Origin of the sequence: Streptomyces regalis, assembly GCF_001509475.1 — a bacterium.
Lineage (GTDB): Bacteria > Actinomycetota > Actinomycetes > Streptomycetales > Streptomycetaceae > Streptomyces > Streptomyces regalis.
In genome coordinates, this window is sequence record NZ_LLZG01000025.1 from 118,713 (window position 1) to 141,634 (window position 22,922).

Here is a 22,922-nt window from a genome sequence, read left to right on the forward strand (position 1 = left end):
CGGGTCAGGCGACCGTGAACTGGCTGTAGTTGCTGATCCGGCCGTCCCGGACCTGGAGGACGCGGTCGCAGTGGGCGGCGACGTCGGCGTCATGAGTGACCATCACCAGGGCGGCGCCCGTGTCCCGGGTCGCGGAGGTCAGGAGCTGGATCACTTCGGTGCTGGTGCGCTGGTCGAGGGCGCCGGTCGGCTCGTCGGCGAAGACCACGTCCGGCTCGACGGCCAGGGCGCGGGCGATGGCGACGCGCTGCGCCTGTCCGCCGGAGAGCTGACCGGGGCGGCGCTGCTCAAGGCCGTCCAGGCCCAGCGGCGCGAACCAGCGGCGGGCGCGGACGACGGCCTGCCTCCGCGCCATGCCCTCCAGCATCAGCGGCAGGGCGACGTTCTCCTCGGCGGGCAGCTCCGGCAGCAGCTGGCCGAACTGGAAGACGAACCCGAACCGCTTGCGGCGCAGCGCGCTCAGCCGGTTCTCGCCCAGGTTGTCGAGGCGCTCGCCGCGCAGCAGCACTTGGCCTCCGTCGGGCCGGATGATCCCGGCGAGGGTGTGCAGCAGGGTCGACTTGCCGGACCCTGACGGGCCCATGATCGCCAGCGAGTCACGCCCGCGGACCTCGACGTCCACACCGGCCAGGGCGGTGGTGGAGCCGTACTTCTTGACGAGGCCGTACCCGGCCAGAACGGTGCTCATGGTGTGTCGTGGCCCTTCTCAGCGCTCGAACTTCCAGGTGACGCTCTTCGCGTCGGCCTTGGTCACACGGACGGGGATACGGACGACCTCGCCGTCGCTCTTCTTGCCGGTGCAGGTGATGGTGGCGCCGGCCACGGCCTTGAGGCCGGTCGGGCAGGTGACGCCGGTGAGCCTGTCGCCGACCCAGGGCAGCGGATGGAACAGGCTCTTGGTGCGGTCCGCGACGATGTTCGCGGCGAGCGCCCGGTGGCCGCCCACCGATGCCGTGCTGAACTCGTCCAGACGGCTGGTCGACTCGGTGCCGGAGAGCAGATACGTACCGAGGCCGCCCAGCGCGACGACGGCGGTGGCGCCGCCGACGACGCCGACGAGGAACCTGCTGCGCTGCATCGCGTACTCCTGATGTCTGTGGTGAGGTTGCGGCTCCACCCTCGCCCCCGCGCCCGGGCGCGCGCCTCGGCCATAAGGTCGGCGTCAGCGGTGGGCCCCTCGGCCGATCGGCCGATCCCGCCGCGTACGGCCTCGCCTACCGTGATCGGCATGAAGTCCGTTTCCCCCCGCGGCTGCGCCCGGGGCTTCGCCGTCGGCATCCTGCTCGCCGCCTGTGTCGTCGACGTCCTCTACGCGGGTTCCGACGGGACGAGCGTCCTGCCGACGGCGAGCCCCGTCTGGTCGGCCCTGGCGGTGCTGCTCGTGGGCCTGGCCGCCGTGCTGTGGCCGGCCGAGCGGCGGCCCGAATGGCTCACACCGCAGGTGCGCACGGCCGTGCCCGCCCTCGCCTCGATCCTCTACTCGGCGGGCTCGCTGCTGACCTTCAAGGCGAACACCTTCGGTCCCGGCGAGGTCCTGATCCTGCTGTGCCTGCTGTTCGTCGCGGTACGGCACTGCCCGCCGCGCTGGGCCTGGGGGTGCGGCGCCCTCGACGTGGGCGCGCTGCTGCTGTTGCCGGTTCGGTATCTCGGGCCGTTGGACGCCGGCGTGCTGGGCTTCATGCTGGCCGGCCTGGGCCTGGTCGGTCTCTTCGCCGGGCTCGCCGTGTACCTGCGCACCATGGACTACCGGCGCACGCTCGCCGTCGGCGAGACCCGGCGCGCCGAGCGCGTGGCCATCGCAGCCGACCTGCACGACTTCGTCGCCCACCATGTGACCGGGATCCTCGTGCAGACGCAGGTGGCCCGCATGATGGCGCAGACCCAGCCACAGGAGCTCGACCCGGTCCTGGCCGGCATCGAACGCGCCGCCACCGAAGCCCTCGCCTCGATGCGCCGCACGGTGGGTGTGCTGCGTGACACCGGGGAGGAGGCCGACCGCCGCCCGGCCGGCGACCTGGCAGGCATCGCCGATCTGACGGCGGGCTTCGCGAGCCCGGTCCAGCAGGTCAGCCTGCGCCGCGACCCCGCGGTGTCCGACGACCTCCCCCACGAGGTGCAGGCCGCGGCCTTCCGGGTCGTGCAGGAGGCGCTGACCAACATCCGCCGCCACGCGGCCGACGCCGCCCACATCGAGGTCCGGCTGCGGGACGACGCGGGCCGCCTGGAGGTGTCGGTCGCGGACGACGGGCGGGGCGGCACCCAACTCCCGGCGGCCGCGCACGGCGGCGGCTTCGGCCTCGTCGGCCTGAAGGAGCGGGTGACCGCACTGGGCGGCGAACTGCACGCCGGGCCGCGGGGCGGCGTGGGCTGGGAGGTGCGGGCGGTGTTTCCGGTGGGGGGTGCTCCGCGGGCAGGGCCGCGATAGTGGGGTGCCGAGTTTTGCCGTCCCTCGTCTGCGGGTTCGTTTGTGGCTGGTCGCGCCCACGTGGCGGAGCCGCATATTGATGCAGTCCCGCGCCCCTTCAGGGCGTTGCCCGACCGCCGTCGACCAGGAGCCCCTGGCGGCGCCACAACCCTCGGTTGTTCAATGGTGCTGCACATTTCCAGGTCGAGTGGCCCGCGAGAGCCAGGGAGGATCCGCCCGTGTCGCCCCTCACCGTGCCGCCTGTCGGCGCGCGCATCCGGCAGACACGCCTGGCGCGCGGGATGAGTCTGCGTGCGCTGGCCAGGGAGGTCGGGGTCTCGGCCAGCCTGATCTCGCAGATCGAGACCGGCAAGAGCCAGCCGTCCGTGAGCACGCTGTACGCAATCACGACCGCCCTCGGCATCTCCGTCGAGTCGCTCTTCGACGCCGGGGAGGCCGCCGCCCTGCCCCCGGTGACGGCGGCACCCGGCACAGTCCTCCACGCCCTCGCCGCCTTCGCCGCCGACCCCGGCCGCCGCATCGGCCCGCTGGTCACGCCGGGCGAGCGGGAGGTGCTGGAGCTGGACTCGGGTGTCGTGTGGGAGCGTCTCGGCCATGTCCCCGGCACCGATGTCGACTTCCTGCAGGTGACCTACCGGCCCGGCGGCGCCTCCTCCAGCTCCGGCGGCCTCATGCGTCACACGGGCACCGAGTACGGCTGTCTGACCTCGGGCGAGCTGATCCTCACCCTCGGTTTCGACGAGTACACGATGCGTCCCGGCGACGCGGTCTGCTTCGAGTCGACGACCCCGCACCGCTACCGCAATGATGGTGACGTACCGGCCGTGGGCGTCTGGTTCGTGTTCAGTGACACTTGACACTCGCCGCAGGCGGTCGTTCACTCCGAAGCGGGGGTGTTCGCCATGGCGATCCGCACATTCGGACCCAACGCCGTCGACTGGGAAGAGCGCGTCGACTTGGACCGGCTGCGCAAGCAGCGGCTGGCCCGTCTCCACGAGACCCTGAACCGCTCCGAGCTGGGCGCCGTGCTCAGCTTCGACTTCGCCAACATCCGCTACATGACGGCCACGCACATCGGCACCTGGGCGATGGACAAGCTGATCCGCTTCGCCCTGCTGGTGCGCGGCGGCGAACCGATCGTCTGGGACTTCGGCTCCGCCGCCCGGCACCACCAGCTCTACAACCCGTGGCTCGACTACAGCGACGGCAAGGAAGACGGCCCGCCCACCGGCGCTCGCGCCGGCATCTCCACACTCCGCGGCGCCTTCCACCCGGACGCGGGCATAGCCCAGGACGTCGCCGCGAAGATCGCCACCGAGCTGCGCGAACACGGGCTGGCCGGCGAGCCGCTCGGCATCGACGTCGCCGAGATGCCGGTCCTCACCGCCCTGCGCGCCGAGGGCATCGACGTCGTCGACGGCCAGCAGGTCTTCCTGGAGGCCCGCCGCATCAAGACCGGCGACGAGATCGCCCTGCTCACCCAGGCTTGCTCGATGGTCGACGCGGCGTACGAGGAGCTGTACGGCTACCTGCGCCCCGGCGTGCGCGAGAACCAGTGCGTCGGAGTCGTCAGCAAGGTGCTGTACGACCTCGGCAGCGAGTACGTCGAGGGTGTCAACGCGATCTCCGGCGAGCGCTGTTCACCCCACCCGCACGTCTACAGCGACCGCCTGATCCGCCCCGGCGACCCCGCCTTCTTCGACATCCTGCACAGCCACCTCGGCTACCGCACCTGCTACTACCGCACCTTCGCCGTCGGCAGCGCCTCCAGCGCCCAGCGCGACGCCTACGTCCGCTGCCGCGCGTACATGGACCAGGCCATCGCCCTCGTCCGACCTGGCGCCACCACCGCCGACATCGTCCAAGTCTGGCCGCGCGCCGAGGAGTTCGGCTTCGCCGACGAGACCGCCGCCTTCGCCCTCCAGTACGGCCACGGCGTCGGCCTGTCGATCTGGGAGAAGCCGATCTTCAGCCGACTGGTCTCCCTCGACCACCCCGAAGTCCTCGAAGAGGGCATGGTGTTCGCCCTGGAGACCTACTGGCCCGCCGCCGACGGCTGGTCCGCCGCCCGCATCGAGGAGGAACTCGTCGTCACCGCCGACGGCTGCGAGGTCATCACCAAGTTCCCGGCGGAGGAACTGCTGGTGGCGGGCCGCAAGTACTGGACGGTGGGCGGCGAGCTCAACACCCGCCGCGAGTCGCAGTCCCACCTGAACACGGGCAGCGCACAAGCCCCTCTCGACACCTCCCGCGGCAACGGGGCACGCTGATGGACCCGGCCGGACTCCTCGCCGCCTACGAGCAGATGGCCGTCATCCGCCGTACGGAGAAGGCCGCCCACGACCTGTTCCTGCAGGGCCTCGTCAAGGGCACCACCTACCTCGCCGCCGGACACGAGGCCATCGCCGTCGGCGCGAGCGCCGCCCTGCGCCCCGACGACTACGTCTTCGCCACCTACCGCGGCCACCACCACGCCATGGCACGCGGCGCCACTCCTGAGGAGTGCCTCGCCGAACTCATGAGCCGGGCAACGGGGTTGTGCAAGGCCAAGGGCGGCTCCATGCATCTGACCAAGGCGTCCACCGGCATGCTCGGCTCCTACGCCATCGTCGGCGCACACCTCCCGATGGCGGCCGGCGCTGCCTGGTCGGCCCGGCTGCGCGGCACCGACCAGATCGCGGTCGCCTTCTTCGGTGACGGCGCCACCAACATCGGCGCCTTCCACGAGGCCCTCAACCTGGCCGCCGTATGGAAGCTGCCCGTGCTGTTCGTCTGCGAGAACAACCTGTACATGGAGTACACGCCGATCGCCGACGTCACGGCGGTACCCCGGCCCGCCGCCGATCGGGCGCCCGCGTACGGCATCCCCGGTGAGCTGGTGGACGGCAACGACGTCGTCGCCGTCCAGGAGGCGGTGGCCCGGCTCGCGAGGCGGGCCCGGGCAGGAGACGGGCCCGCGCTGCTGGAGGCGGAGACCTACCGCCACTTCGGGCACAGCCGCGCCGACCCGGCCACCTACCGTCCGGCCGAGGAGGTCGAACGGTGGCTGAAGCGCGACCCGTTGGACCTGGCGCGCGGGCGGCTCGTCGAGATGGGCGTGGCGGAGGCCGTGGTCAACGAGGCGGACGACCGGGCAACCACCGCCGTACAGAAGGCCGTTGAGGCAGCGAAGGCCGCCCCGCCGCCCGATCCGCGCGAGGCACTGACCGACGTATGGGCCGACGGAGGTGCGGCGTGGCGGACGTGATCACCTACCGGGAGGCGGTCGCCGAGGGCATCGCGCGGGAGATGCGGCGCGATCCGGCCGTCGTGTGCCTGGGTGAGGACATCGGAGAGGCGGGCGGGGTGTTCAAGACGACGGTCGGGCTGCTGAAGGAGTTCGGGCCCGAGCGGGTGTGGGACACGCCCATATCGGAGCAGGCCATAGTGGGGGCCGCCATGGGTGCCGCGATGACCGGGATGCGGCCGGTCGCCGAGATCATGTTCTCCGACTTCCTGGCCTGTTGCTGGGACTACCTCGCCAACGAGATCCCGAAGGTGCGGTACATGACGGGGGGTCAGGTCACCGTGCCGCTCGTCGTGCGCACCGCCAACGGCGGCGGGCTCGGCTTCGGGGCCCAGCACTCCCAGGCCACCGAGAACTGGGCGTTCACGATCCCCGGCCTGAAGATCGCGGCACCGGCGACGCCCGCCGACGTGGTCGGCATGATGGCGGCGGCGATCCGCAGTGACGACCCGGTCGTCTTCTTCGAGCACAAGGGGCTGCTCGCCACCAAGGGCGCGCCTCCGCCGCCGGACCACGTCGTCGAGCTGGGTCGCGCCACCGTCGTCCGCGAGGGCGCCGACGTCACGCTCGTCGCCCTCGCCTCGATGGTGCCGGTCGCGCTGAAAGCCGCCGAGCTCCTGTCCGGCGACGGCATCGAGGCCGAGGTCGTCGACCTGCGCTTCCTCGTGCCGCTGGACGTGAGCACTGTGCTCGCCTCGCTCGGCAGGACCTCGCGGCTCGTCACCGTGGAGGAGAACCCGTACCAGGGCGGCTGGGGCGGCACGCTCGTCTCGGTCGTCGCCGACGAGGGGTTCGGCCTGCTGGACGCGCCGGTCAGGCGGGTGGCGGGGGAGTGCGTGCCCCTTCCGTTCGCCGACGCACTCGAAGAGGAGGTCATCCCCACCGTCGAGAAGGTCGTGGCGGCCGTCCGGGACCTCGCCGCGTACTGAACACCCCATGGGAGGAAGAACGATGACCCATCGGATACTCCTGCGAGCCGGTCACGTGCTGTCGATGGACCCCGACATAGGGGACCTGCCCCAGGGGGACGTCCTCATCGAGGACGGGACGATCGCGGCCGTGGACCGGGAGATCAGCGCAGACGCCGAAGTGCTCGACATGACCGGCCGGATCGTGATCCCCGGCTTCGTGGACACCCACCGCCACACCTGGGAGGCGCCCATCCGCAATGTCGCCCCCGATGCCACCCTGGACGACTACTTCGTCGACATCCTCGACACCTTCGCACCGCTGTACACCCCCGAGGACGTGTACGCCGGCAACCTCGCGGGATCGCTGGAGTGCCTGAACGCCGGCATCACCACCCTCGTCGACTGGTCGCACATCAACAACACGCCCGCACACCCGGACGCCGCGATCCAGGCCCTCACGGAGACCGGCATCCGCGCCCAGTACGCCTACGGCAGCGCCAACACCTCGCTCGCCGACTACTGGTTCGAGAGCAAGATCGCGGTACCGGGCGACGACGTACGGCGGATCCGCAGCACCTACTTCGCCTCCGACGACGGCCTGCTGACCATGGCACTGGCCACCCGCGGCCCCGGGTTCTGCACCGACGACGTCGTCACTGCCGAGTGGGCCCTCGCCCGCGACCTCGACATCCCGATCACCGTGCATGTGGCGATGGGCCGCCTTGCGGGCCGCTTCGGCATGGTCAAGCAGCTCCACGGCCTCGGCCTCCTCGGCTCCGACACCACCTACGTCCACTGCTGCTACTTCCACGAGGACGAGTGGCAGATGGTCGCCGACAGCGGCGGCACGGTCTCGATCGCACCGCAGGTCGAGATGCAGATGGGGCACGGCTGGCCGCCCGTGATGAAGGCCATCGAGTACGGGCTGCGGCCGTCCTTGAGCATCGACGTCGTCACCACCGTGCCCGGCGACATGTTCACCCAGATCCGCGCGGCCTTCGGCGCCGAGCGCGCCCGGGTCAACGCCGACTGCTGGAACGCCAATCTCCCCGTGCCGGACACCATGTTGACGGCACGCCAGATGCTGGAGATCGCCACGGTGAACGGCGCGCACGTCGCGGGCCTCGAGCACCGCACCGGCACCCTGACCCCCGGCAAGCGCGCCGACATCGTCGCCATCGACGCCACCGCGCTCAACGTGGCCCCGGTGCACGACGCGGCGGCCGCGGTGACCCTGTCGGCCGACGTCTCCAACGTCGACACGGTCATCGTCGACGGCGTGATCCGCAAGCGCGACGGGAAGCTCGTGGCCGACGTCGACCGGGCCCGGCGCCTGGTCCAGGAGTCCCGCGACCGGCTCCTCGCAGCGAAGGAGGCGAAAAGCGCGGCATGACCCGACACCTTGTGCGCCGGACCGCCGACGTCCCGGAGCCGCCGTACGACGAACTCGGCTACCGGCGGCGGACCTTGGTCGGCGAGGACGACGGCAGCGTGCACACCGGCTTCGGCCTCTGCGGGATACGGCCCGACGGCCGCGTCCCGGCCCATGTGCACTCGTACGAGGAGAGCTTCCATGTGCTCTACGGGGCCGTGATCCTCGATGTGCCCGAAGGGGCGTACCTACTCGAAGAGGGCGACTACGGCCTCCTCCCGACCGGCGTCCCGCACGCATGGCGCGGCGCCGGCGACATCGCCGGCCGCTGGGCCGACATGCTCGCCCCGGTGCCACGGGCCCGCTACGGATACGACACCCAGGCGGTGCCCGAGCTGCCGGTCAGAGATCCCGTCCGCATCGACGTCCGCGACCCGCGCACCCGGTCCTTCGGCCACTTCGAAACCGCCCAGATGGATCCTGGCAAGCAGTCCCAGGACCTGCTCGCGGTGTCGGCGAGCATGCGGACCGCGCTGCTCGTGTACAGCGGGATCACCGTGAAGATGATGGTCGACAGCGACCTGGGCGCGGTCGCCTCGACGATGTTCATGGTGCAGTACGCCCCCGACGGCGCCGCCGGCACGCACGACCACCCCTTCGAGGAGACGTACCTGATCCTCGAGGGGACCGCGGACGCCACCTTCGACGGAGAGCGGTACCGGCTGGGGCCGGGCGACCTGGCCTGGGCGGGCGCCGGGTGCGTGCACGGGTTCGCCAACGCCGGTCAGGGGCCGCTACGTTGGCTGGAGACACAGGCGCCGCAGCCGCCGTCGCGTCACTCCTACCGGTTCACACGGGACTGGGAGTACCTGAGGGAGGTCCTGGAGTCATGAGCAGTGTTCTCGTCGTGGGCGGTACGTCCGGGATCGGCCTGGAGTTCGCCCGAATGCGGGCCGGACGCGGGGACGAGGTCGTCCTGACCGGCCGTGACGGCCACCGTGCCGACACCATCGCCAAGGAGTTCGGCGCGGGCGGAATCGCCCTCGATCTCGGCCGGCCGGGGGAGATAGCCGCCGCACTGGCCGATGTCGGGCGCGTCGACCACCTGGTCATCGCGGGCGTCTCCCGCGACGACAACAAGGTCACCGAGTACGACATCGACGCCGCCCTGCGGCTCGTCACCCTCAAACTCGTCGGTTACACCGAGGTCGTGCACACCCTGGTGTCCCGGCTGCACGACGACAGCGCGATCGTGCTGTTCGGCGGGCAGGCGAAGGAACGGCCCTACCCGGGCGCGACGACGGTGGCGACGGTCAACGCCGGCATCGGCGGCCTGGTGAACACCCTCGCCGTCGAACTCGCGCCGATCCGGGTGAACGCCGTCCACCCGGGTGTCGTCGGGGACAGCCCCTACTGGCAGGCCAAGCCGGAGAAGGTGCTCGACGTGCTGCGCACCGAGACCCCCACCGGGCGGCTCGCCACCATGGCCGACGTGGTCGACGCCGTGGACTTCCTGCTGCGCAACGAGTCGGTCAACGCGGTTGAACTGAGCGTGGACGGAGGGTGGTTGCTCGGCTGAGCGAGGGCGCGGGGTCGGTGCGGCGAGGATCCGGGGGCGGTGCGGGATCAGCGCTTGAAGCCGACTGCGCCGTACAGCGACACGGGTTCTTCCTTCGCTTCGCTCTCGCCCGCATCTGCTTCGCTCTCGCCTGCGTCGGGCCGCCAGTCCGACAGGGAGACGATCCCCGGTTCCAGCAGCTCAAGTCCCTTGAACAAGCGTCCCATTTCGGCGTGCGAACGCGCCACGAGTGTTACCCCGCTTGCGGTGTAGGCCGCGATGCCCCGCCGGACGTTCTCCGGGTCGAAGTCCGCCGTCATCGCCGACAGCACCAGACAGCTGCCCGGCGCCAGCGCGCCGACCAGTGTGTCCACGAGGCGGTGGGCGCCGTCGTCGTCCGCGATGAAGTGCAGCAGCGCGATCAGGGACAGGGCGACGGGCCGGTCGAAGTCGAGGACGGTGGCGGCCTGTTCGAGGATGCGCTCCGGCTCCCGCGCATCGGCCTGCACATACTCGGTCACGCCCTCCGGAGTGCCGCGCAGCAGGGCCGCTGCGTGTGCGAGCACGATCGGGTCGTTGTCGACGTACACCACCCGTGCGTCCGGGACGACGGACTGGGCGATCTGGTGCAGGTTGGGCTCGGTCGGGATGCCGGAACCGACATCGAGGAACTGGCGGATCCCCGTTTCCCGGACGACCACCCGGGTGGCCCGCTCCATGAACCGGCGGTTGGCACGGGCATGCCGCGGAGCGTCACCCGGCATCGCGGCGATCTGCCGCCCGAGTTCCTCGTCGACGGGGTAGTTGTCCTTGCCGCCGAGGAACCAGTCGTACACCCGGGCCGGATGCGGCCTGCTCGTGTCGATACGTGATACGGCCGGCTCGGTCCCGGTCACGCAGGCCTCCTGTGCTCGCCAACGAAGTGTGCGAGCAGTCTTTCACGATCATGCGGCCCGGCGGAGGCTGTCTTCGGCCACCTCCTTGTCGACGGCCGCACGCACCAACGCGGCGGCGAGCACGGCCGGTTCGGTGTTCCCGGCGAGGTCGGCCAGCCGGTCCGGGTCCTTGGGCAGGCCGAGCCGCTGTGCGCCCGAGAGCGCCTTGCCGTCGACGTAGGGCGCCACTTCAGGCCAGACCCGCTGGGCCTCGCGCAGGAAGATGTCGGCGCCGGCCGGACCCATGCCGGGGAACTCCTGGAGCAGACGGCGCAGTTCGGCGACGTCACCGTCCGCCTCCTTGCGCAGCCGCCGCAGATCGCCGCCCCAACGCTCGGTCAACAGCTCGGCGCCGTCGCCGAGTTGGGTGGCCGTACGCTCGTCGTAGCGCCGGTAGCCGCCCCGGCCCAGCGCGTCCACCCGCTCCTGCCAGTCGGCGTCGGCCATCCGGCGTGGATCGCGCAGCTCCGCCTCGTACAGGGCGCGGGCGGTGTCGAGCGCGATCGAGCCACGGATCCGGGCACTGAGCGGAAGCGCCAGCACCAGCAGCCGGTACAGCGGCTGCGAGGTGTCCTTCAGCGGGATGCCGGCCTCCTCGGCGAAGGTCTGTCCGTGCGCGCGCACGAGTTCCCGTACGACGCGCTTGTCGTCGCTCATGGCTTCAGTGGATCGTGGCCGATCGTCATCAACTGATGCCGACGGCACGTCTGTTCGGGCTCGGGCTCGTTCTCGAGGTCCGCCTCGGCGGTGACGGTGTCCACGACGTCGTACATCGTCTGGATGTCGTCGTCCGTGAGGTCCGTGCGCCGCTTCTGCAGGATCGCGAGGACATGCTGCCCGGTCGGTGTGCCGGCCTGGTCCGGCAGCGGCTCGGTCTCCTCGTCCGCGTCACTGACCCGCAGCCAGGTGGCCAGCTCCTGCGAGGTCATGTTCACCACGCGGTGGAAGTCCTGCCACAGCGCGTCGAGTTCGAGGGCGTCGGTCATGGTGTCCCTCCTTGGCGAGTACGGCTCCGCGCGTACGGTGTACGGCCCTTCGCTACGGTCGTGTCACTCGTCGCGCGGCCAGTTCTCGGCGTCGAACATCCAGCGCTGCTTCTCCAGCTCGCTCGTGATGCCGATCAGCAGGTCCTGCGTCACCGGGTCCGGCTCGGCGGTCGCGTCGATACGTTCGCGCAGCCGCTCTATGGCCGAGGCGAGGGCGTCCACGACCAGCTGCACGACCTCCGTGTCGCGCAGCCAGCCCTCCTTGGGGCCGGGCAGCGTGTAGGCCGCGGCGATGGTCTCCGGCCGGCCGTCGGGCGGCAGGCCGAGCGCCGCGGAGCGTTCGGCGACCGTGTCGGAGAACGAGCGGGCCACCGACACCACTTCGTCGAGCTGCAGATGGATCGAGCGGAACCGCGGCCCCACGATGTTCCAGTGCGCCTGCTTCCCGATCAGCGAGAGGCCGAGAAGATCGACGAGGGTGCTCTGCAGGGCCTCCCCGGCGACCCGGCGAGCCGGTTCGGGAAGCGTGCTCTTGACGACAGTCATACCGAGCTCCTCCTTCTTCTGGCTGTGTCCTGGCCGGTACGGAGCGGTGCGGCGCCGCAATCACTCCAGGCGCTGCGACGGCTCCATGCGGGCGCGGGTGCCCAGGGCAAACTGGTGCAAAACGCAATGTGTCTCAGTGTGCGAACACGCCGTCCAGGAAGCGGATCAGATCCGCGAACACATCCGTCTTGTTCGTCTCGTGGAAGACCTCGTGCCGGGCCCCCGGGTAGACGCGCTCGGTCAGTTCGTCCCCGCGCAGCTCCTCGATGCCGACACGGCTGCCGAGGAGCGGGACCAGACGGTCCTCGTCGCCGTGCAGCCACAGCAGCGGCAGGCGCCCGATGCCGCCGCCCTTGGACACGGTGTCCAGCATCCGGGCGAACGCCTCCACCGTCGGCCGCTTCATCGGGCCGTGCCAGACCAGCGGATCCGCCGCGTACGCCGCACCCACCGCGGGGTCGCGGGAGAGCGCCGCCGGGCTGATCGGGGTGTCGGGGATCTCGTTGAGGGCGAGCAGCCGCCGGGGCAGCGCCCAGTCGCCGATCACGGGCCCGGACAGCACCAGGGCGGCGAGACCGGCGCCGTGGAGCTGCGCGTAGCGGGCCGCGATCAGGCCGCCCATGGAGTGCCCGACCAGGACGACGGGCAGATCCGGATGCGCGGCCCGGGCCAGCTCCGCGACGGCGCGCACGTCGGCGACCACCTCCTCGAAGTCCTCGATCACCACGCGCTCGCCCGCCGACCTCCCGTGACCGACGTGATCCGGCCCGAACACGGCCGCCCCGTGCTCGACGAGGACGTCCGCCACCTCGGCGTACCGGCCGGCGTGCTCCCCGTAGCCGTGGATCACGAGCGCGACGTAGCGGGGCCGAGGGTTCGGCCATTCGCGTACGACGATCGGTCCCCGGCTTCCAGCAAGGACATGCTCGCGGGTGTCGGCCATGTCTCCTCGTCCTCTCCGGCTGCGTCGGTGAAGGTGCCCAGGGATCTTCCCAGGGTGCGGCGGGTCGGTCTATAGTCCAAAACTAGCGGTGCTAATTAAATGCGTGTCGATTCAAACTGCCGGTCAGGAGACCTGTCGTGCGTCCCGTCCACTTCGCGGCCGCCCGCCGCACCCCCCTTGGCAAACTGCGCGGAGCGCTGTCTTCGGTACGGCCCGACGACCTCGCCGCGACCGTGATCCGGGGTCTCGTCGCGGAGGTGCCCGCACTCGACCCGGCGCGTGTCGACGACGTCTACTGGGGCGCCGCCAACCAGGCCGGCGAGGACAACCGCAACGTCGCCCGCATGGCCGCACTGCTGGCCGGCCTGCCGGAGACGGTGCCGGGCGCGACGGTCAACCGGCTGTGCGCGTCCGGCCTGGAGGCGGTGACGACGTCCGCCCGCACCATCGCGGCGGGCGAGGCCGACATCGTCGTCGCCGGCGGTTCCGAGTCCATGAGCCGCGCTCCCTTCGTCCTGCCCCGCCCCGACGAGGCGCTGCCCCACCGCATCGAGACCGCCGACACCCGCCTCGGCTGGCGTCTGGTCAACCCGGCGATGAAGGACCTGCACGGCCTGCTGTCCATGGGGGAGACGGCCGAGGAGGTCGCCGAGCGCTACAGCGTCCCCCGCGAGCGGCAGGACGAGTTCGCGCTGCGCAGCCACCAACGGGCCGCCGAGGCCCGCAAGAACGGCCACTTCGACGACGAACTCCTGCCGGTTCGGCGCCCGGACGGGGTACTGGTCGACAGCGACGAGTGCATCCGCGAGGACACCTCGTACGAGAAGCTCTCCCGGCTGAAGCCGGTCTTCCGGCAGGGCGGCACCGTCACGGCGGGCAACGCCTCACCGATGAACGACGGCGCCGCCGCACTGCTCCTGGTCAGCGAAGAAGCCCTCAACGAACTCGGCCTGGAGTCCCTCGGCCGCTATGTCGCAGGCGCTTCGGCGGGCGTCCACCCCGACGTGATGGGCATCGGCCCCGTCCCCGCCACCCGCAAGGTCCTGGCCCGCGCCGACTGGACGATCGGCGACATCCAGGAGGCCGAGTTCAACGAGGCGTTCGCGGCGCAGGCACTCGCGTGCGTGGACCAGCTCGGCATCGATCCCGACCTGGTCAACCCCAGCGGGGGCGCGATCGCGCTGGGGCATCCGCTGGGCTGCTCGGGCGCACGCATCCTCACGACGCTGCTGCACCGGATGCGGCGGACGGGGGCGCAGCGGGGGCTGGCGACGATGTGTGTGGGAGTGGGGCAGGGGAGTGCAGTGCTGGTGGAGAGGCACTAGCAATCTCCCAACTGGCGAGACGCTCCTTACGGGCATCGGTTAGGTGCGCATAGCATCGGTCTCCGCATGGACACGATGACTCTCTGGCACATCACCGGGTGGGAGTTCGCCGCGCTCGCCTTCGCGGCCCTGCTCGTCGGCTTCTCGAAGACGGCCGTGAGCGGGGCCAATACGGTCAGCCTCGCGATCTTCGCCGCCGTTCTCCCCGCCCGCGCCTCCACCGGCGTGCTGTTGCCGATCCTGATCGCCGGCGACGTGCTCGCCGTCCTCACCTACCGACGGCACGCCCACTGGCCCACCCTGTGGCGGCTGTTCCCGGCGGTCGCGGCCGGGGTCGTCTTCGGCACGGTGTTCCTCATGTGGGCGGACGACGGGATCGTCCGTACGTCGATCGGCGCGATCCTGCTGCTGATGGCAGCCGTGACGGTGTGGCGCCGCCGCACGGCCGAGAAGGAGCAGGAACCGGACTCGGTCACCACCCGCGCCGGCCGGGTCAGGGCCCGCTCGTACGGCGTCCTGGGCGGCTTCACCACCATGGTCGCCAACGCGGGCGGGCCGGTGATGTCGATGTACCTGCTGTCGGCCGGCTTCCGCAAGCTCGGCTTCCTGGGGACGTCCGCCTTCTTCTTCCTGATCGTCAACGTCTCCAAGGTGCCCTTCAGCGCCGGACTCGGCCTGATCGACGGCCCCTCGCTCCTGCTTGACACGGCGCTCGTGGTGTTCGTCGTACCTGGTGCGTTGCTCGGCAAATGGGCTGTGAACCGGATCAACCAGCGGTTGTTCGAGCAACTGGTCATCGCGGCGACGGTCGTGGGCGGCCTCCAGCTACTGCTGCGCTGACTCCCGCAGTTCCGCCAGCAGGCCGGGTAGATCGGCGAAGGAGTCGATCACATGGTCGGGCGTACCGCTCGCGTCCCGGTGGGTCTCCGGCAGGTACTTCCCGGTCTTGACCAGCACGCCCGTAACACCGGCCGACTGTGCCGCGAGCACATCGGACTCGATGTCGTCGCCCACCATCACCGCCTCCTCGGCACCGACCCCCACATGCGCCAGGGCCGCCTCGAAGAACGCGGCCGACGGCTTGCCCGTGATCTCCGCCTCGACCCGCGCGGCCTTCTCCAGACCGACCAGGAACGCGCCCGTGTCCAGCTGCAACCCCTGCTCGGTACGCCAGTACAGGTTCCGGTGCATGGCGACCAGCCGCGCCCCGCGCTGCATATGCCCGAAGGCCCGGTTGAGCGCCGCGTAGTCGAACTCGGGCCCGGCGCCCCCGACGACCACCACGTCCGGAGCGGCGTCGTCCCCCTCGTCCCCGCCGACGACGGTGACTCCGCCCAGGTCTTCCGCGATGTCCCCGCTGTTCAACAGCGCACACCGCGCCCCCGGATAGTGCTCGGCGAGATACGCGGCGGTGACGGCGGGCGCGGTCAGGATGTCCTGCGCGGACACCGGGAACCAGGAGTCCGCCAGCGCCTCGGCGATCGACGCCCGCGTCCGCGACGTCGTGTTCGTGACCAGCGCGACCCCGAGCCCGGCCGCGCGGATCTCCCGCAACGCCTCGACCGCACCGGGCAACGGCTGCCACGACACGGTGAGGACCCCGTCGATGTCAATGAGGACGGCACGTACGGATCCCATGCGACGACGATAGTCATCGCTCGGCTCGGCGCCGCTCAGGGAGCGATCCCGACACCCTCGATCCTGCTCCAGGCCCGCTCCTGAGCCGCCGTCATGGCAGGCCACCGCAGCCCGCCCGGCCGCGCCTCGACCCGCGAGGCGTATGACGAGGGGCGGTACTCGGGGTCGTAGAAGCAACCGGTGCCATAGGTACGGTCGAACGCCGCGCACGAGGCCGCGACGGACCGGACCGTGGGCCTCTCACCCGTCCGCACCCATGTCTCCAGGGCCGCCACGGAGGTGGCGGACTCGGCGTCGCTCAGCACACTGTGCTCGCGCTCCCGTGTGAACGTCTGCACCAGATGCCCGGCCCGGCCGGCCCCGCGCAGCGTGTCCCGGTACGCCGCCTCGTGCTCCACGAACGCCGTCGGGTCGCCGATCGCACGCAGAGTGAGTACCGGCATCGACACCTTGCCCGTGAGATCGCTGTCGTAGGACAGATCGCGTACGGCCGTCGGGTCCGGGGAGAACCGCTCGACGCCGGCGTTGAGCGCCTCGTCGTCATGCGACCCGGAGTACCGAACGCCCCGGTTTCCGAACGGGTTCCGGCCCCCGAGGCGGTGGTGCACGATGTCCCGGAACGTGAAGGTCGCCCACCGCAGATGCGACTGCAGCGTGCGCTCCGGGATCTTCGTGACCGCCAGGATGTCGTCGAGATTGCGCTGCTGCAGCGCGGACCGCTCAGCGGGCGCCGACGCATACCCGGTGCACTCCTGCAGCCGGGCGCGCAGCCCGGCGGTCGTCATGGTCGAGTCGGCGCGCAGCCCTTGCCACAGCGGGTACTGCGGCTCGGTCGGGCGGGGGTGGTTGCGGCAGTAGTACTGGTAGACGACGCGCAGGTCGACCCGGTAGTCGTAGCCACGTGAGCCACCGGCGAGGACGCCGTTGGTGAGCAGCGCCCCGTCGTACGTCCCCTGCCGTCTGCCGTAGGTCTCCACGACCTTCGCGGCGACGTTCCCGCCCCACGACTGGCCGTGCACATACGTCCGCCGCGGCGTGCCGAACTCCTCGACGAACAGTCGGCGCACACTCTCGGTGTCGGCGGCGGCCATCCGCGTCCCGTAGCCGCCCCGGCGGTACGACGAACCCGCCCAGGCGTAGCCCTCCTTCACCATGACCGTCCAGCGGCTCAGATCGTCGAGGCTGCGGGTGGGGTCGGAGTACGTGCCGAGGTCGGGGCCGCCGTGGGCGTGCACGACGAGGGAGCCGTTCCAGTGGGCGGGCACGGCGATCGCGTAGTACGCACCGTTGGCGTCACGGCCGGTGTAGCAGTCGGCCTCACCGGCCAGAGCGGCGGGGCATGCGGCGCGCGCGGGTCCGGCCGTCTCCCCCCGGGCGTTCGAGGCGCCGACGAGGATGCCGACGGCGAGGGCACCGGCCAGCACGGCGGCCAGCGTCGTCCGCCGCCGTTCGGGCGAGGGGACAGTTCTGCGGATCAGTGAGTGCGTTCTCGTCCAGTCCAAGACGCTGCTCCTCGTTCTCGTCGGCGCGTCGTCGAGCCGTGCGCCGCGATGCTAGGGAGCGATGAGGTGAGGGACCACGATCTGATCGTTGTGTTCATAGTGTTCGCCTGAATAGGCGGCGGATAGGCGGCGGATAGGCGGCGGACCCGAGGGGCCGCCCTGCGCACGGCATCTCGTACGCTCCCCCCCATGTCCCCCCGCCACATCCTGATCCTCGGCGGCACCACCGAGGCCCGCGAACTCGCCGCCGCACTCACCGCGCACCCCGGGGTCCGCGTCACCACCTCGCTCGCGGGGCGCGTGTCACGGCCGGGCGCGGTCGCGGGGGACGTACGCATCGGAGGCTTCGGCGGAGCGCAGGGCCTGGCCGACTGGCTGCGCGCCGAGCAGGTCGACACCGTCGTCGACGCCACCCACCCCTTCGCCGAGTCGATCACGGCGAACGCGGTCCGCGCCGCGGCAGCGAGCCGTGTGCCGGCGGTGGTCCTGCGCCGCCCGGGGTGGCGGCCGGGCCCCGAGGACCGTTGGCACGAGGTCGCTTCGCTCGACGAGGCCGCGGCCCTGCTGCCGAGCCTCGCCCACCGTGTGTTCCTGACCACCGGCCGCCTGGGCCTGGCGGCCTTCGCCCACCTGACGGACCTGCACTTCGTCGTACGCTCCGTCGACCCGCCCGAGCCACCGATGCCCCCGCACACCGAAGTGCTCCTGGCCCGCGGCCCGTTCACGGTGGACGACGAGACGGCACTCCTGCGCGATCACCGCATCGACGTACTGGTGACCAAGGCCAGCGGCGGAGAGGCGACCTCGGCCAAACTCACGGCCGCCCGCCAACTCGCTCTCCCGGTCGTGGTCGTACGGCGTCCCCCGCTCCCGGCGGGTGTGAGCGCCGTGCCGGACGTGGCGGGGGTGCTGGAGCGGCTGGGCCTCACCTTGTGACGACCGAGGCGCGGATCCGGGCGATGGCGCGCAGCACCTCGTCGCGGTTCTTGGCGCGCTTGATCCACGCGGGCAGACGTGCGACGTAGGTCATCTTCCGGCCATGCTCGTACCAGGGCGGCCGTTCCCGTAGCGAGGCGGCCACGAACCGTCTGAGCAGGTCCAGGTGCTCGAGGTTGTAGGCCCACACCACTCCGTGCCGGGTCTCGGTCTGCAGCCACAGAACCGGGTTCGCACACCGGCCCCCTGCCCCCGATGAGTTGCGCGTCAGCCCGCAGGACCGGCAGACCAGACGCCGCTGCGGGTACGACGCGCCGTGCGCGTCCGGGGCGACGGCGGGGTGGCGTTCGTAGTGAGCGATCTCCTCACAGCGCTGGCAGCGCACCAGGACCGAGTCGGTGAACTCGTAGATCTCGCTGAGGGGGTCGCGGAAACGGACCGGCGCGGCGGACATGCGGCGAGTATCACGGCGGACCGCCGCACACCGCACCAGGTTTTCAGCGCGGCCCGCTCAGCCTTGTCAGCGCGGTCCGCTCAGCGCGGGCTCCTTCGCCCGGCCGGGCAACCCGGCGCTCAGGTCCTCCACCAGCAGCCGCTTGGCGATCGTGTGGACCGCGGTGCGCAGGTCCGTGCCCGGCGGCCGGCCGATGTCCTCATGCACCCGGCCCTCGAGCCAGGCGCCCCATGCCTCGCCGATGACCTGGGCCTCGCGGGCGCCCGCGTCGGTGTGGGACAGGAGGGAGCCGTCGCGGGTGAGGTAGCCCTCCTCGACCATCCGGTCGAAGACCGGAAGAAGCACTTCCGGAGGCATGTGGCGGCGGGCCGCGATCAGGCCGAACGCTCGCGTGGCCGACCAGGCGTGTCAGCAGCTCGACCTGGATCACCGCCCAGGCGCCGGCCACGTCGAGGCGGGTGTCGGAGTCCGCGATGATCCGGCGGGCGGTGTCGGGCGCCAGACTGCCGATGATCTTCCCGACGGACGCCTCCAGCACCCGCTGGGCGTTGGCGTCGTGCGGCGACGCGAATCCCTCGCCCATGTCGGTCGACCCCATGCGCGCACTGTCGCGCAGCGGCACCTGTTTGAGGAACAGGGCGACCACGAAGCCGAGCGCCGCGACCGGCACCGTCCACAGGAAGACGGTCTGGATCATGTCGGCGTAGGCGTCGATGATCGGGGCGGCGATGGGCGACGGCAGCCGGTGCAGGCCTTCGGGGCTGGTCGCGGCCTGGGTGATGGCGGCTGGATCGAGTCCGCTGCCCGTCCTCGCGGCGGTCGCGACGCGTCGGTGAGGTTCGGTGTCAGCGTGCGTCCAGCACGGGTGGCTGTGAGGCGGCGGGCGGGGCGGTTTCCTCGGCGAGCGTCACGGGGCCACGATCACCGCGGCGGCCCGACGGCGCATGCGGGGACGGTCCGCTCGGGTGCCGCGCGGATGCCCGCTCCCGAGGCGGCCCCTACGCCTCCTTCTCCTGCCCCCTGGGCCTACTGCACCTTCGGCGCTTGTGGTTCCTGTGGTTCGTGCGGTTCCTGTGGTTCCTGCGGCTTCTTCGGATTCCGGCGCAGCAGATACGTGTCCATGATCCAGCCCTTGCGCTCCCGGGCCTCGGCGCGCAGCTGCTCGATGCGGGGCGCGGCCTCGGAGATCGGGCCGGAGGCGAGGATCTCGTCCGGGGTGCCGATGTACGCGCCCCAGTAGATGTCGATGTCCTGGTCGGCGTACTGCCGGAAGACCTGGTGGGCGTCGAGCATCACGACCACGTCGTCCACACCGTCCGGGAAGCCCTCGGCCAGCCGTCGGCCCGTGGTGATCTGCACGGGCCGGGCGACCCGGTTGAGCCCCGTCCGATGCCGGGCGACGAGAGCCGAGACACTGCTGATGCCGGGCACCACGTCGTACTCGAAGTCCACCGCGCCCTTGGCCAGGACCTCCTCCAGGATCCCGAGCGTGCTGTCGTACAGCGCGGGATCACCCCACACCAGGAAGGCGCCGGTCTCGCCCTCGCCCAGCTCCTCGGCGATCAGCCGCTCGTAGATCCCGGCGCGGGCACTGCGCCAGTCCCCGACGGCCGGGGAGTACGCGGCACCCCCCGCCGACCGGTCCCGCTCCGGATCCCGCGCCTCGACGACTCGATACGACCCCTGGGGTATGTGCGCGTCCAGCATGTCCCGGCGCAGCTGCGTGAGGTCGGACTTCACCTCGCCCTTGTCGAGGATGAAGAACACGTCCGTACTCCCCAGCGCCCTGACCGCCTGCAGCGTCAGCTGCTCCGGGTCGCCCGCGCCGATACCGATGACATGAATCTTTCGCACGCCCCGAGTCTGCCGCACGCCACTGACAACGCGGACACCGCGTCCATGCCGGAGGCGGCGGGGGCGGTTTCGTGCCCTGCGCGGTGGGCGGATCCCGGTGAAGGTGCCCGGCTCGTCACGGTGAAACTGTCCGGCTCGTCACTTGCCGGAGGCCCGCGCGTGCCTGCCGCGACGACGTGTCACCGGGGCCGGGAGGCTCGCTCGCGATCCGCCCTCGATCTACGCCCGCGCGTGCCTCACACCCTGAGCGGCAGAGCCGCCCGCGCCGCGTTCCCGCCCCCTCTACGACCGCCCGCTCAGTCTCGGCGCCCACGCCCGCGCGTCCACGGTCTCGTCGCCCTCCTCCACGACCCCCGCCAGCTCCCGCGCCCACGCGACCAGCCCCGCGAGATCCATCCCGTACGGCCGCTGCCTCCCGGCACCCGACGCCCACTCCTCCACAGCCCCGGCCCCGCGCCGCAGCAACCTCGCCCCGCCCGTCACGTTCCCGCGAGCCGAGTGGGTGAGGCCCACCGCGAGCTGGGCCAGCCCCCGCCACAGGGCCCGCTCCTCCTGCGGACCCGTCTTCCAGGCGTCCTCGAAGACCTCGTGCGCATGGAACGGCTTCCCCGCGTCCAGCAGCTGCTGCGCCTCGGCGACACTCTGCTCCGGGGTGCGTACGACGCCCTCGGGCTGGCGGGCGACGCCGTCCGCGCCGTAGGGGAGGGGGCGCCCGAGACCGTCCCGGGGGCGCGCGTTGCGTGCCCGGCCCTCGCTGTCCCGGTCCCGTGCGTCGGTCTGCCGTCCTGACGGTGTGGTGGCCATGCACCGATTGTCCATCGCGCCGCCTAACCTGCGCCGGGCGCCCTTTTCGGCACGGTCCCCGGCGTGGGGTAAAGTTCTGCATGCGTGATCACGCGGTTCACCGCGCGACAGGCACCGGGACGTGGCGCAGCTTGGTAGCGCACTTGACTGGGGGTCAAGGGGTCGCAGGTTCAAATCCTGTGGAGACAGTCGCAGGTCAGGGCCGATTTCGGAGGCATCCGAAACCGGCCCTTGATCATTTTTGGGGATCTGTTGGGGACCAGTGCCCTTGACCCAGGTCAGCGGGTCACGACGATCGGGCTCGGCAGCGAGCGCGGTGTGCGGAGCACGCTGAGGTGTGCGGAGAGCGCCGCCCCGGCGGCCGTGATCTTGTGTACGCCCGGGTGGAGGCAGCGTTGGGTGGTGGTCAGGGATCCGTGGCCGGCGATGCGTCGCAGGACGTGGACCTGCACGCCTGCGTCGGCGAACCAGGTCAGTCCGGTGTGCCGGAGGTCGTGGCGGCGTAGGTGCTCGTAGCCGAGCTTGGTGACCACGTCGTCCCAGTGTGTGGCGTCGCGCGGGACGGCGGTGGAGATGCGTCCGCCGCGCGGGCCGGTGAACAGGCGGGCATCGGGATTCGGGCCGGCGGACAGGACGCGCTGAGCGGCGAGGGGACGGATCTCCTCGACGCTGGGAACCTTGCGGGCTCGCTTGCCCTTGGTGCCCTTGTCGGTCAGCCCGCCGGGCGCGGGTGTGGTCTGGCGCCGTACGGTCCAGATCCACTGGGTGGTGTCGATGTCCCCGACACGGCAGCCTGAGACCTCGCCGATCCGTGCGGCAGTGCACGCGGCGAAGACGACCACGTCTCCCCAGCCGCGGTAGTGGTCGTGGGAGGCTGCAACGAGCGCGTCGGCCAGCGCGATGAGGGTCCCCCAGTCGGGCAGGGCCAGCGCCCGTGGGTCGAGGAGTTCGTCCTCGGCCTGCTTGCAGAGCTTCTGCCAGCAGGTCACCCGGGCGGGGTTGACCTTGGTGAGCGCAGTTCTCCGGCAGCAAGGTCAGCTTCGATGATGCAGTGTTCTCCGGCCGCTGGGTCAACTTCACCAAGACAGTGGTCTCTGGCGGCGACGACAGCTTCGGTCGCGCGCAGTTCTCCGCTGACGCAACCACGTTCGCTCATGCGCAGTTCTCCGGCGGCGGGGTCATGTTCTACGCAACCCAGTTCTCCGGTGGCGACACCAGCTTCCACGAAGCTCAGTTCTCCGGTGGCTCAATCACCTTCGCTCACATGGAGTTCAGCGACGGCCCAGTCGATTTCTCTCGTGCGCAGGGGGACGCTCCTGCCGGTCTGGTGCCAGTCAGCGGGCAGAGTCTTCCAACTGGACTGAGGCTGCCTCAGGTGTGGCTCCCGCCGACGCCTTGACGGGCACCTCTACCCCGCGCTGTGGAACCGGCCTTTGAAAGCGGTCAC

The 22,922-nt window shown here is 71.1% G+C and carries 24 protein-coding genes, 1 tRNA gene and 2 pseudogenes; 13 read left to right on the forward strand and 14 right to left on the reverse strand.

The window, feature by feature from the left end; translation table 11 throughout:
* Positions 1 to 4 precede the first annotated feature (4 nt).
* Both ADL12_RS06040 and ADL12_RS06045 read right to left on the reverse strand, forming a co-directional pair.
* The gene (locus ADL12_RS06040; protein WP_062699293.1) at positions 5 to 688 is read right to left on the reverse strand and encodes an ABC transporter ATP-binding protein; all 684 of its coding nucleotides are present in this window, start codon (positions 686 to 688) and stop codon (positions 5 to 7) included.
* Between the two features lie 18 nt (positions 689 to 706).
* Entirely contained in the window at positions 707 to 1,078 is a 372-nt protein-coding gene (locus tag ADL12_RS06045; RefSeq protein WP_062699295.1) for a DUF4333 domain-containing protein, read from the reverse strand.
* A 150-nt stretch (positions 1,079 to 1,228) separates the two neighbouring features.
* Between ADL12_RS06045 and ADL12_RS06050 the strand changes: the two genes are divergently transcribed.
* The 8 genes from ADL12_RS06050 (at position 1,229) to ADL12_RS06085 (ending at position 9,573) form a co-directional block, all read left to right on the forward strand.
* Positions 1,229 to 2,425, forward strand: a complete 1,197-nt coding sequence (locus ADL12_RS06050) for a sensor histidine kinase (protein WP_062699297.1) — start codon at positions 1,229 to 1,231, stop codon at positions 2,423 to 2,425.
* A 218-nt stretch (positions 2,426 to 2,643) separates the two neighbouring features.
* Positions 2,644 to 3,282: a helix-turn-helix domain-containing protein gene (locus ADL12_RS06055; protein WP_062699299.1), complete on the forward strand. Its 639-nt coding sequence runs from the start codon at positions 2,644 to 2,646 to the stop codon at positions 3,280 to 3,282.
* 45 nt (positions 3,283 to 3,327) lie between these two features.
* A complete protein-coding gene (locus ADL12_RS06060; RefSeq protein WP_062699399.1) occupies positions 3,328 to 4,695 on the forward strand; it encodes a M24 family metallopeptidase in 1,368 nt (455 codons plus the stop codon).
* Positions 4,695 to 5,672 (forward strand): thiamine pyrophosphate-dependent dehydrogenase E1 component subunit alpha, encoded by a 978-nt coding sequence (locus tag ADL12_RS06065; protein ID WP_062699301.1) that lies wholly within the window; start codon positions 4,695 to 4,697, stop codon positions 5,670 to 5,672. Before ADL12_RS06060 ends, ADL12_RS06065 begins: the two co-directional genes overlap by 1 nt.
* A complete protein-coding gene (locus tag ADL12_RS06070; RefSeq protein WP_062699303.1) occupies positions 5,660 to 6,640 on the forward strand; it encodes an alpha-ketoacid dehydrogenase subunit beta in 981 nt (326 codons plus the stop codon). Before ADL12_RS06065 ends, ADL12_RS06070 begins: the two co-directional genes overlap by 13 nt.
* A gap of 22 nt (positions 6,641 to 6,662) precedes the next feature.
* Positions 6,663 to 8,015, forward strand: a complete 1,353-nt coding sequence (locus tag ADL12_RS06075; protein ID WP_062699305.1) for an amidohydrolase family protein — start codon at positions 6,663 to 6,665, stop codon at positions 8,013 to 8,015.
* A complete protein-coding gene (locus tag ADL12_RS06080) occupies positions 8,012 to 8,887 on the forward strand; it encodes a cupin domain-containing protein (protein WP_062699307.1) in 876 nt (291 codons plus the stop codon). The genes ADL12_RS06075 and ADL12_RS06080 overlap by 4 nt, the downstream gene beginning before the upstream one ends.
* Positions 8,884 to 9,573 carry an SDR family oxidoreductase gene (locus ADL12_RS06085; RefSeq protein WP_062699309.1) on the forward strand — a complete coding sequence of 230 codons (690 nt, stop codon included), beginning with the start codon at positions 8,884 to 8,886 and terminating at the stop codon, positions 9,571 to 9,573. The genes ADL12_RS06080 and ADL12_RS06085 overlap by 4 nt, the downstream gene beginning before the upstream one ends.
* 47 nt (positions 9,574 to 9,620) lie before the next feature.
* Here the strand turns inward: ADL12_RS06085 and ADL12_RS06090 are convergent, their stop codons facing one another.
* The 5 genes from ADL12_RS06090 to ADL12_RS06110 form a co-directional block, all read right to left on the reverse strand.
* Complete coding sequence (locus tag ADL12_RS06090; protein WP_062699311.1) at positions 9,621 to 10,448, reverse strand: SAM-dependent methyltransferase; 828 nt, start codon at positions 10,446 to 10,448, stop codon at positions 9,621 to 9,623.
* Between the two features lie 48 nt (positions 10,449 to 10,496).
* A complete protein-coding gene (locus tag ADL12_RS06095; protein ID WP_062699313.1) occupies positions 10,497 to 11,144 on the reverse strand; it encodes an HhH-GDP family DNA glycosylase in 648 nt (215 codons plus the stop codon).
* Positions 11,141 to 11,473 carry a DUF3140 domain-containing protein gene (locus ADL12_RS06100; protein WP_062699315.1) on the reverse strand — a complete coding sequence of 111 codons (333 nt, stop codon included), beginning with the start codon at positions 11,471 to 11,473 and terminating at the stop codon, positions 11,141 to 11,143. The genes ADL12_RS06095 and ADL12_RS06100 overlap by 4 nt, the downstream gene beginning before the upstream one ends.
* Positions 11,474 to 11,536: 63 nt before the next feature.
* The gene (locus tag ADL12_RS06105) at positions 11,537 to 12,019 is read right to left on the reverse strand and encodes a Dps family protein (protein ID WP_062699317.1); all 483 of its coding nucleotides are present in this window, start codon (positions 12,017 to 12,019) and stop codon (positions 11,537 to 11,539) included.
* A gap of 133 nt (positions 12,020 to 12,152) precedes the next feature.
* Positions 12,153 to 12,962 carry an alpha/beta hydrolase gene (locus tag ADL12_RS06110; RefSeq protein WP_062699319.1) on the reverse strand — a complete coding sequence of 270 codons (810 nt, stop codon included), beginning with the start codon at positions 12,960 to 12,962 and terminating at the stop codon, positions 12,153 to 12,155.
* 137 nt (positions 12,963 to 13,099) lie between these two features.
* Here ADL12_RS06110 and ADL12_RS06115 point away from each other — a divergent pair, with 137 nt between their 5' ends.
* Positions 13,100 to 14,287, forward strand: coding sequence for a thiolase family protein (locus ADL12_RS06115; protein ID WP_062699321.1), 1,188 nt, complete (start codon positions 13,100 to 13,102; stop codon positions 14,285 to 14,287).
* Between the two features lie 66 nt (positions 14,288 to 14,353).
* The gene (locus tag ADL12_RS06120) at positions 14,354 to 15,127 is read left to right on the forward strand and encodes a sulfite exporter TauE/SafE family protein (RefSeq protein ID WP_062699323.1); all 774 of its coding nucleotides are present in this window, start codon (positions 14,354 to 14,356) and stop codon (positions 15,125 to 15,127) included.
* Here ADL12_RS06120 and ADL12_RS06125 read toward each other — a convergent pair.
* The gene (locus tag ADL12_RS06125; protein ID WP_062699325.1) at positions 15,113 to 15,925 is read right to left on the reverse strand and encodes an HAD-IIA family hydrolase; all 813 of its coding nucleotides are present in this window, start codon (positions 15,923 to 15,925) and stop codon (positions 15,113 to 15,115) included. The genes ADL12_RS06120 and ADL12_RS06125 overlap by 15 nt on opposite strands.
* 35 nt (positions 15,926 to 15,960) lie before the next feature.
* Entirely contained in the window at positions 15,961 to 17,427 is a 1,467-nt protein-coding gene (locus ADL12_RS06130; RefSeq protein WP_244187788.1) for a DUF6351 family protein, read from the reverse strand.
* Positions 17,428 to 17,616: 189 nt separating this feature from the next.
* Between ADL12_RS06130 and ADL12_RS06135 the strand changes: the two genes are divergently transcribed.
* Positions 17,617 to 18,363, forward strand: coding sequence for a cobalt-precorrin-6A reductase (locus ADL12_RS06135; protein WP_062699327.1), 747 nt, complete (start codon positions 17,617 to 17,619; stop codon positions 18,361 to 18,363).
* Here ADL12_RS06135 and ADL12_RS06140 read toward each other — a convergent pair.
* The 4 genes and pseudogenes from ADL12_RS06140 to ADL12_RS06155 form a co-directional block, all read right to left on the reverse strand.
* Positions 18,353 to 18,817: a hypothetical protein gene (locus ADL12_RS06140; RefSeq protein ID WP_062699329.1), complete on the reverse strand. Its 465-nt coding sequence runs from the start codon at positions 18,815 to 18,817 to the stop codon at positions 18,353 to 18,355. The genes ADL12_RS06135 and ADL12_RS06140 overlap by 11 nt on opposite strands.
* A 66-nt stretch (positions 18,818 to 18,883) precedes the next feature.
* A pseudogene (locus tag ADL12_RS06145) lies at positions 18,884 to 19,669 on the reverse strand (MFS transporter); the annotation flags it as partial.
* 174 nt (positions 19,670 to 19,843) lie between these two features.
* Entirely contained in the window at positions 19,844 to 20,671 is an 828-nt protein-coding gene (gene cobF / locus ADL12_RS06150; protein ID WP_062699403.1) for a precorrin-6A synthase (deacetylating), read from the reverse strand.
* Between the two features lie 282 nt (positions 20,672 to 20,953).
* Positions 20,954 to 21,475 (reverse strand): DUF309 domain-containing protein, encoded by a 522-nt coding sequence (locus tag ADL12_RS06155; protein WP_062699331.1) that lies wholly within the window; start codon positions 21,473 to 21,475, stop codon positions 20,954 to 20,956.
* A 122-nt stretch (positions 21,476 to 21,597) separates the two neighbouring features.
* On the opposite strand from ADL12_RS06155, the gene ADL12_RS53745 reads away from it, so the two are divergent.
* A tRNA-Pro gene (locus tag ADL12_RS53745) sits at positions 21,598 to 21,657 on the forward strand.
* A 96-nt stretch (positions 21,658 to 21,753) separates the two neighbouring features.
* Here the strand turns inward: ADL12_RS53745 and ADL12_RS06160 are convergent.
* A pseudogene (locus tag ADL12_RS06160) lies at positions 21,754 to 22,497 on the reverse strand (tyrosine-type recombinase/integrase); the annotation flags it as partial.
* Between the two features lie 29 nt (positions 22,498 to 22,526).
* Here ADL12_RS06160 and ADL12_RS06165 point away from each other — a divergent pair.
* Positions 22,527 to 22,874 (forward strand): hypothetical protein, encoded by a 348-nt coding sequence (locus ADL12_RS06165; RefSeq protein ID WP_062699333.1) that lies wholly within the window; start codon positions 22,527 to 22,529, stop codon positions 22,872 to 22,874.
* Positions 22,875 to 22,922: the final 48 nt, after the last annotated feature.

Excerpts from the sequence above, each read along its gene's own strand:
- ADL12_RS06140 (WP_062699329.1), bottom strand. The coding sequence starts at position 18,817 with ATGTCCGCCGCGCCGGTCCGTTTCCGCGACCCCCTCAGCGAGATCTAC.
- ADL12_RS06085 (WP_062699309.1), top strand. The coding sequence starts at position 8,884 with ATGAGCAGTGTTCTCGTCGTGGGCGGTACGTCCGGGATCGGCCTGGAG.
- ADL12_RS06060 (WP_062699399.1), top strand. The coding sequence starts at position 3,328 with ATGGCGATCCGCACATTCGGACCCAACGCCGTCGACTGGGAAGAGCGC.
- ADL12_RS06100 (WP_062699315.1), bottom strand. The coding sequence starts at position 11,473 with ATGACCGACGCCCTCGAACTCGACGCGCTGTGGCAGGACTTCCACCGC.
- ADL12_RS06120 (WP_062699323.1), top strand. The coding sequence starts at position 14,354 with ATGGACACGATGACTCTCTGGCACATCACCGGGTGGGAGTTCGCCGCG.
- ADL12_RS06040 (WP_062699293.1), bottom strand. The coding sequence starts at position 688 with ATGAGCACCGTTCTGGCCGGGTACGGCCTCGTCAAGAAGTACGGCTCC.
- ADL12_RS06135 (WP_062699327.1), top strand. The coding sequence starts at position 17,617 with ATGTCCCCCCGCCACATCCTGATCCTCGGCGGCACCACCGAGGCCCGC.
- ADL12_RS06155 (WP_062699331.1), bottom strand. The coding sequence starts at position 21,475 with ATGGCCACCACACCGTCAGGACGGCAGACCGACGCACGGGACCGGGAC.
- ADL12_RS06105 (WP_062699317.1), bottom strand. The coding sequence starts at position 12,019 with ATGACTGTCGTCAAGAGCACGCTTCCCGAACCGGCTCGCCGGGTCGCC.
- ADL12_RS06065 (WP_062699301.1), top strand. The coding sequence starts at position 4,695 with ATGGACCCGGCCGGACTCCTCGCCGCCTACGAGCAGATGGCCGTCATC.
- ADL12_RS06050 (WP_062699297.1), top strand. The coding sequence starts at position 1,229 with ATGAAGTCCGTTTCCCCCCGCGGCTGCGCCCGGGGCTTCGCCGTCGGC.
- ADL12_RS06080 (WP_062699307.1), top strand. The coding sequence starts at position 8,012 with ATGACCCGACACCTTGTGCGCCGGACCGCCGACGTCCCGGAGCCGCCG.
- ADL12_RS06045 (WP_062699295.1), bottom strand. The coding sequence starts at position 1,078 with ATGCAGCGCAGCAGGTTCCTCGTCGGCGTCGTCGGCGGCGCCACCGCC.
- ADL12_RS06125 (WP_062699325.1), bottom strand. The coding sequence starts at position 15,925 with ATGGGATCCGTACGTGCCGTCCTCATTGACATCGACGGGGTCCTCACC.
- ADL12_RS06075 (WP_062699305.1), top strand. The coding sequence starts at position 6,663 with ATGACCCATCGGATACTCCTGCGAGCCGGTCACGTGCTGTCGATGGAC.
- ADL12_RS06095 (WP_062699313.1), bottom strand. The coding sequence starts at position 11,144 with ATGAGCGACGACAAGCGCGTCGTACGGGAACTCGTGCGCGCGCACGGA.
- ADL12_RS06110 (WP_062699319.1), bottom strand. The coding sequence starts at position 12,962 with ATGGCCGACACCCGCGAGCATGTCCTTGCTGGAAGCCGGGGACCGATC.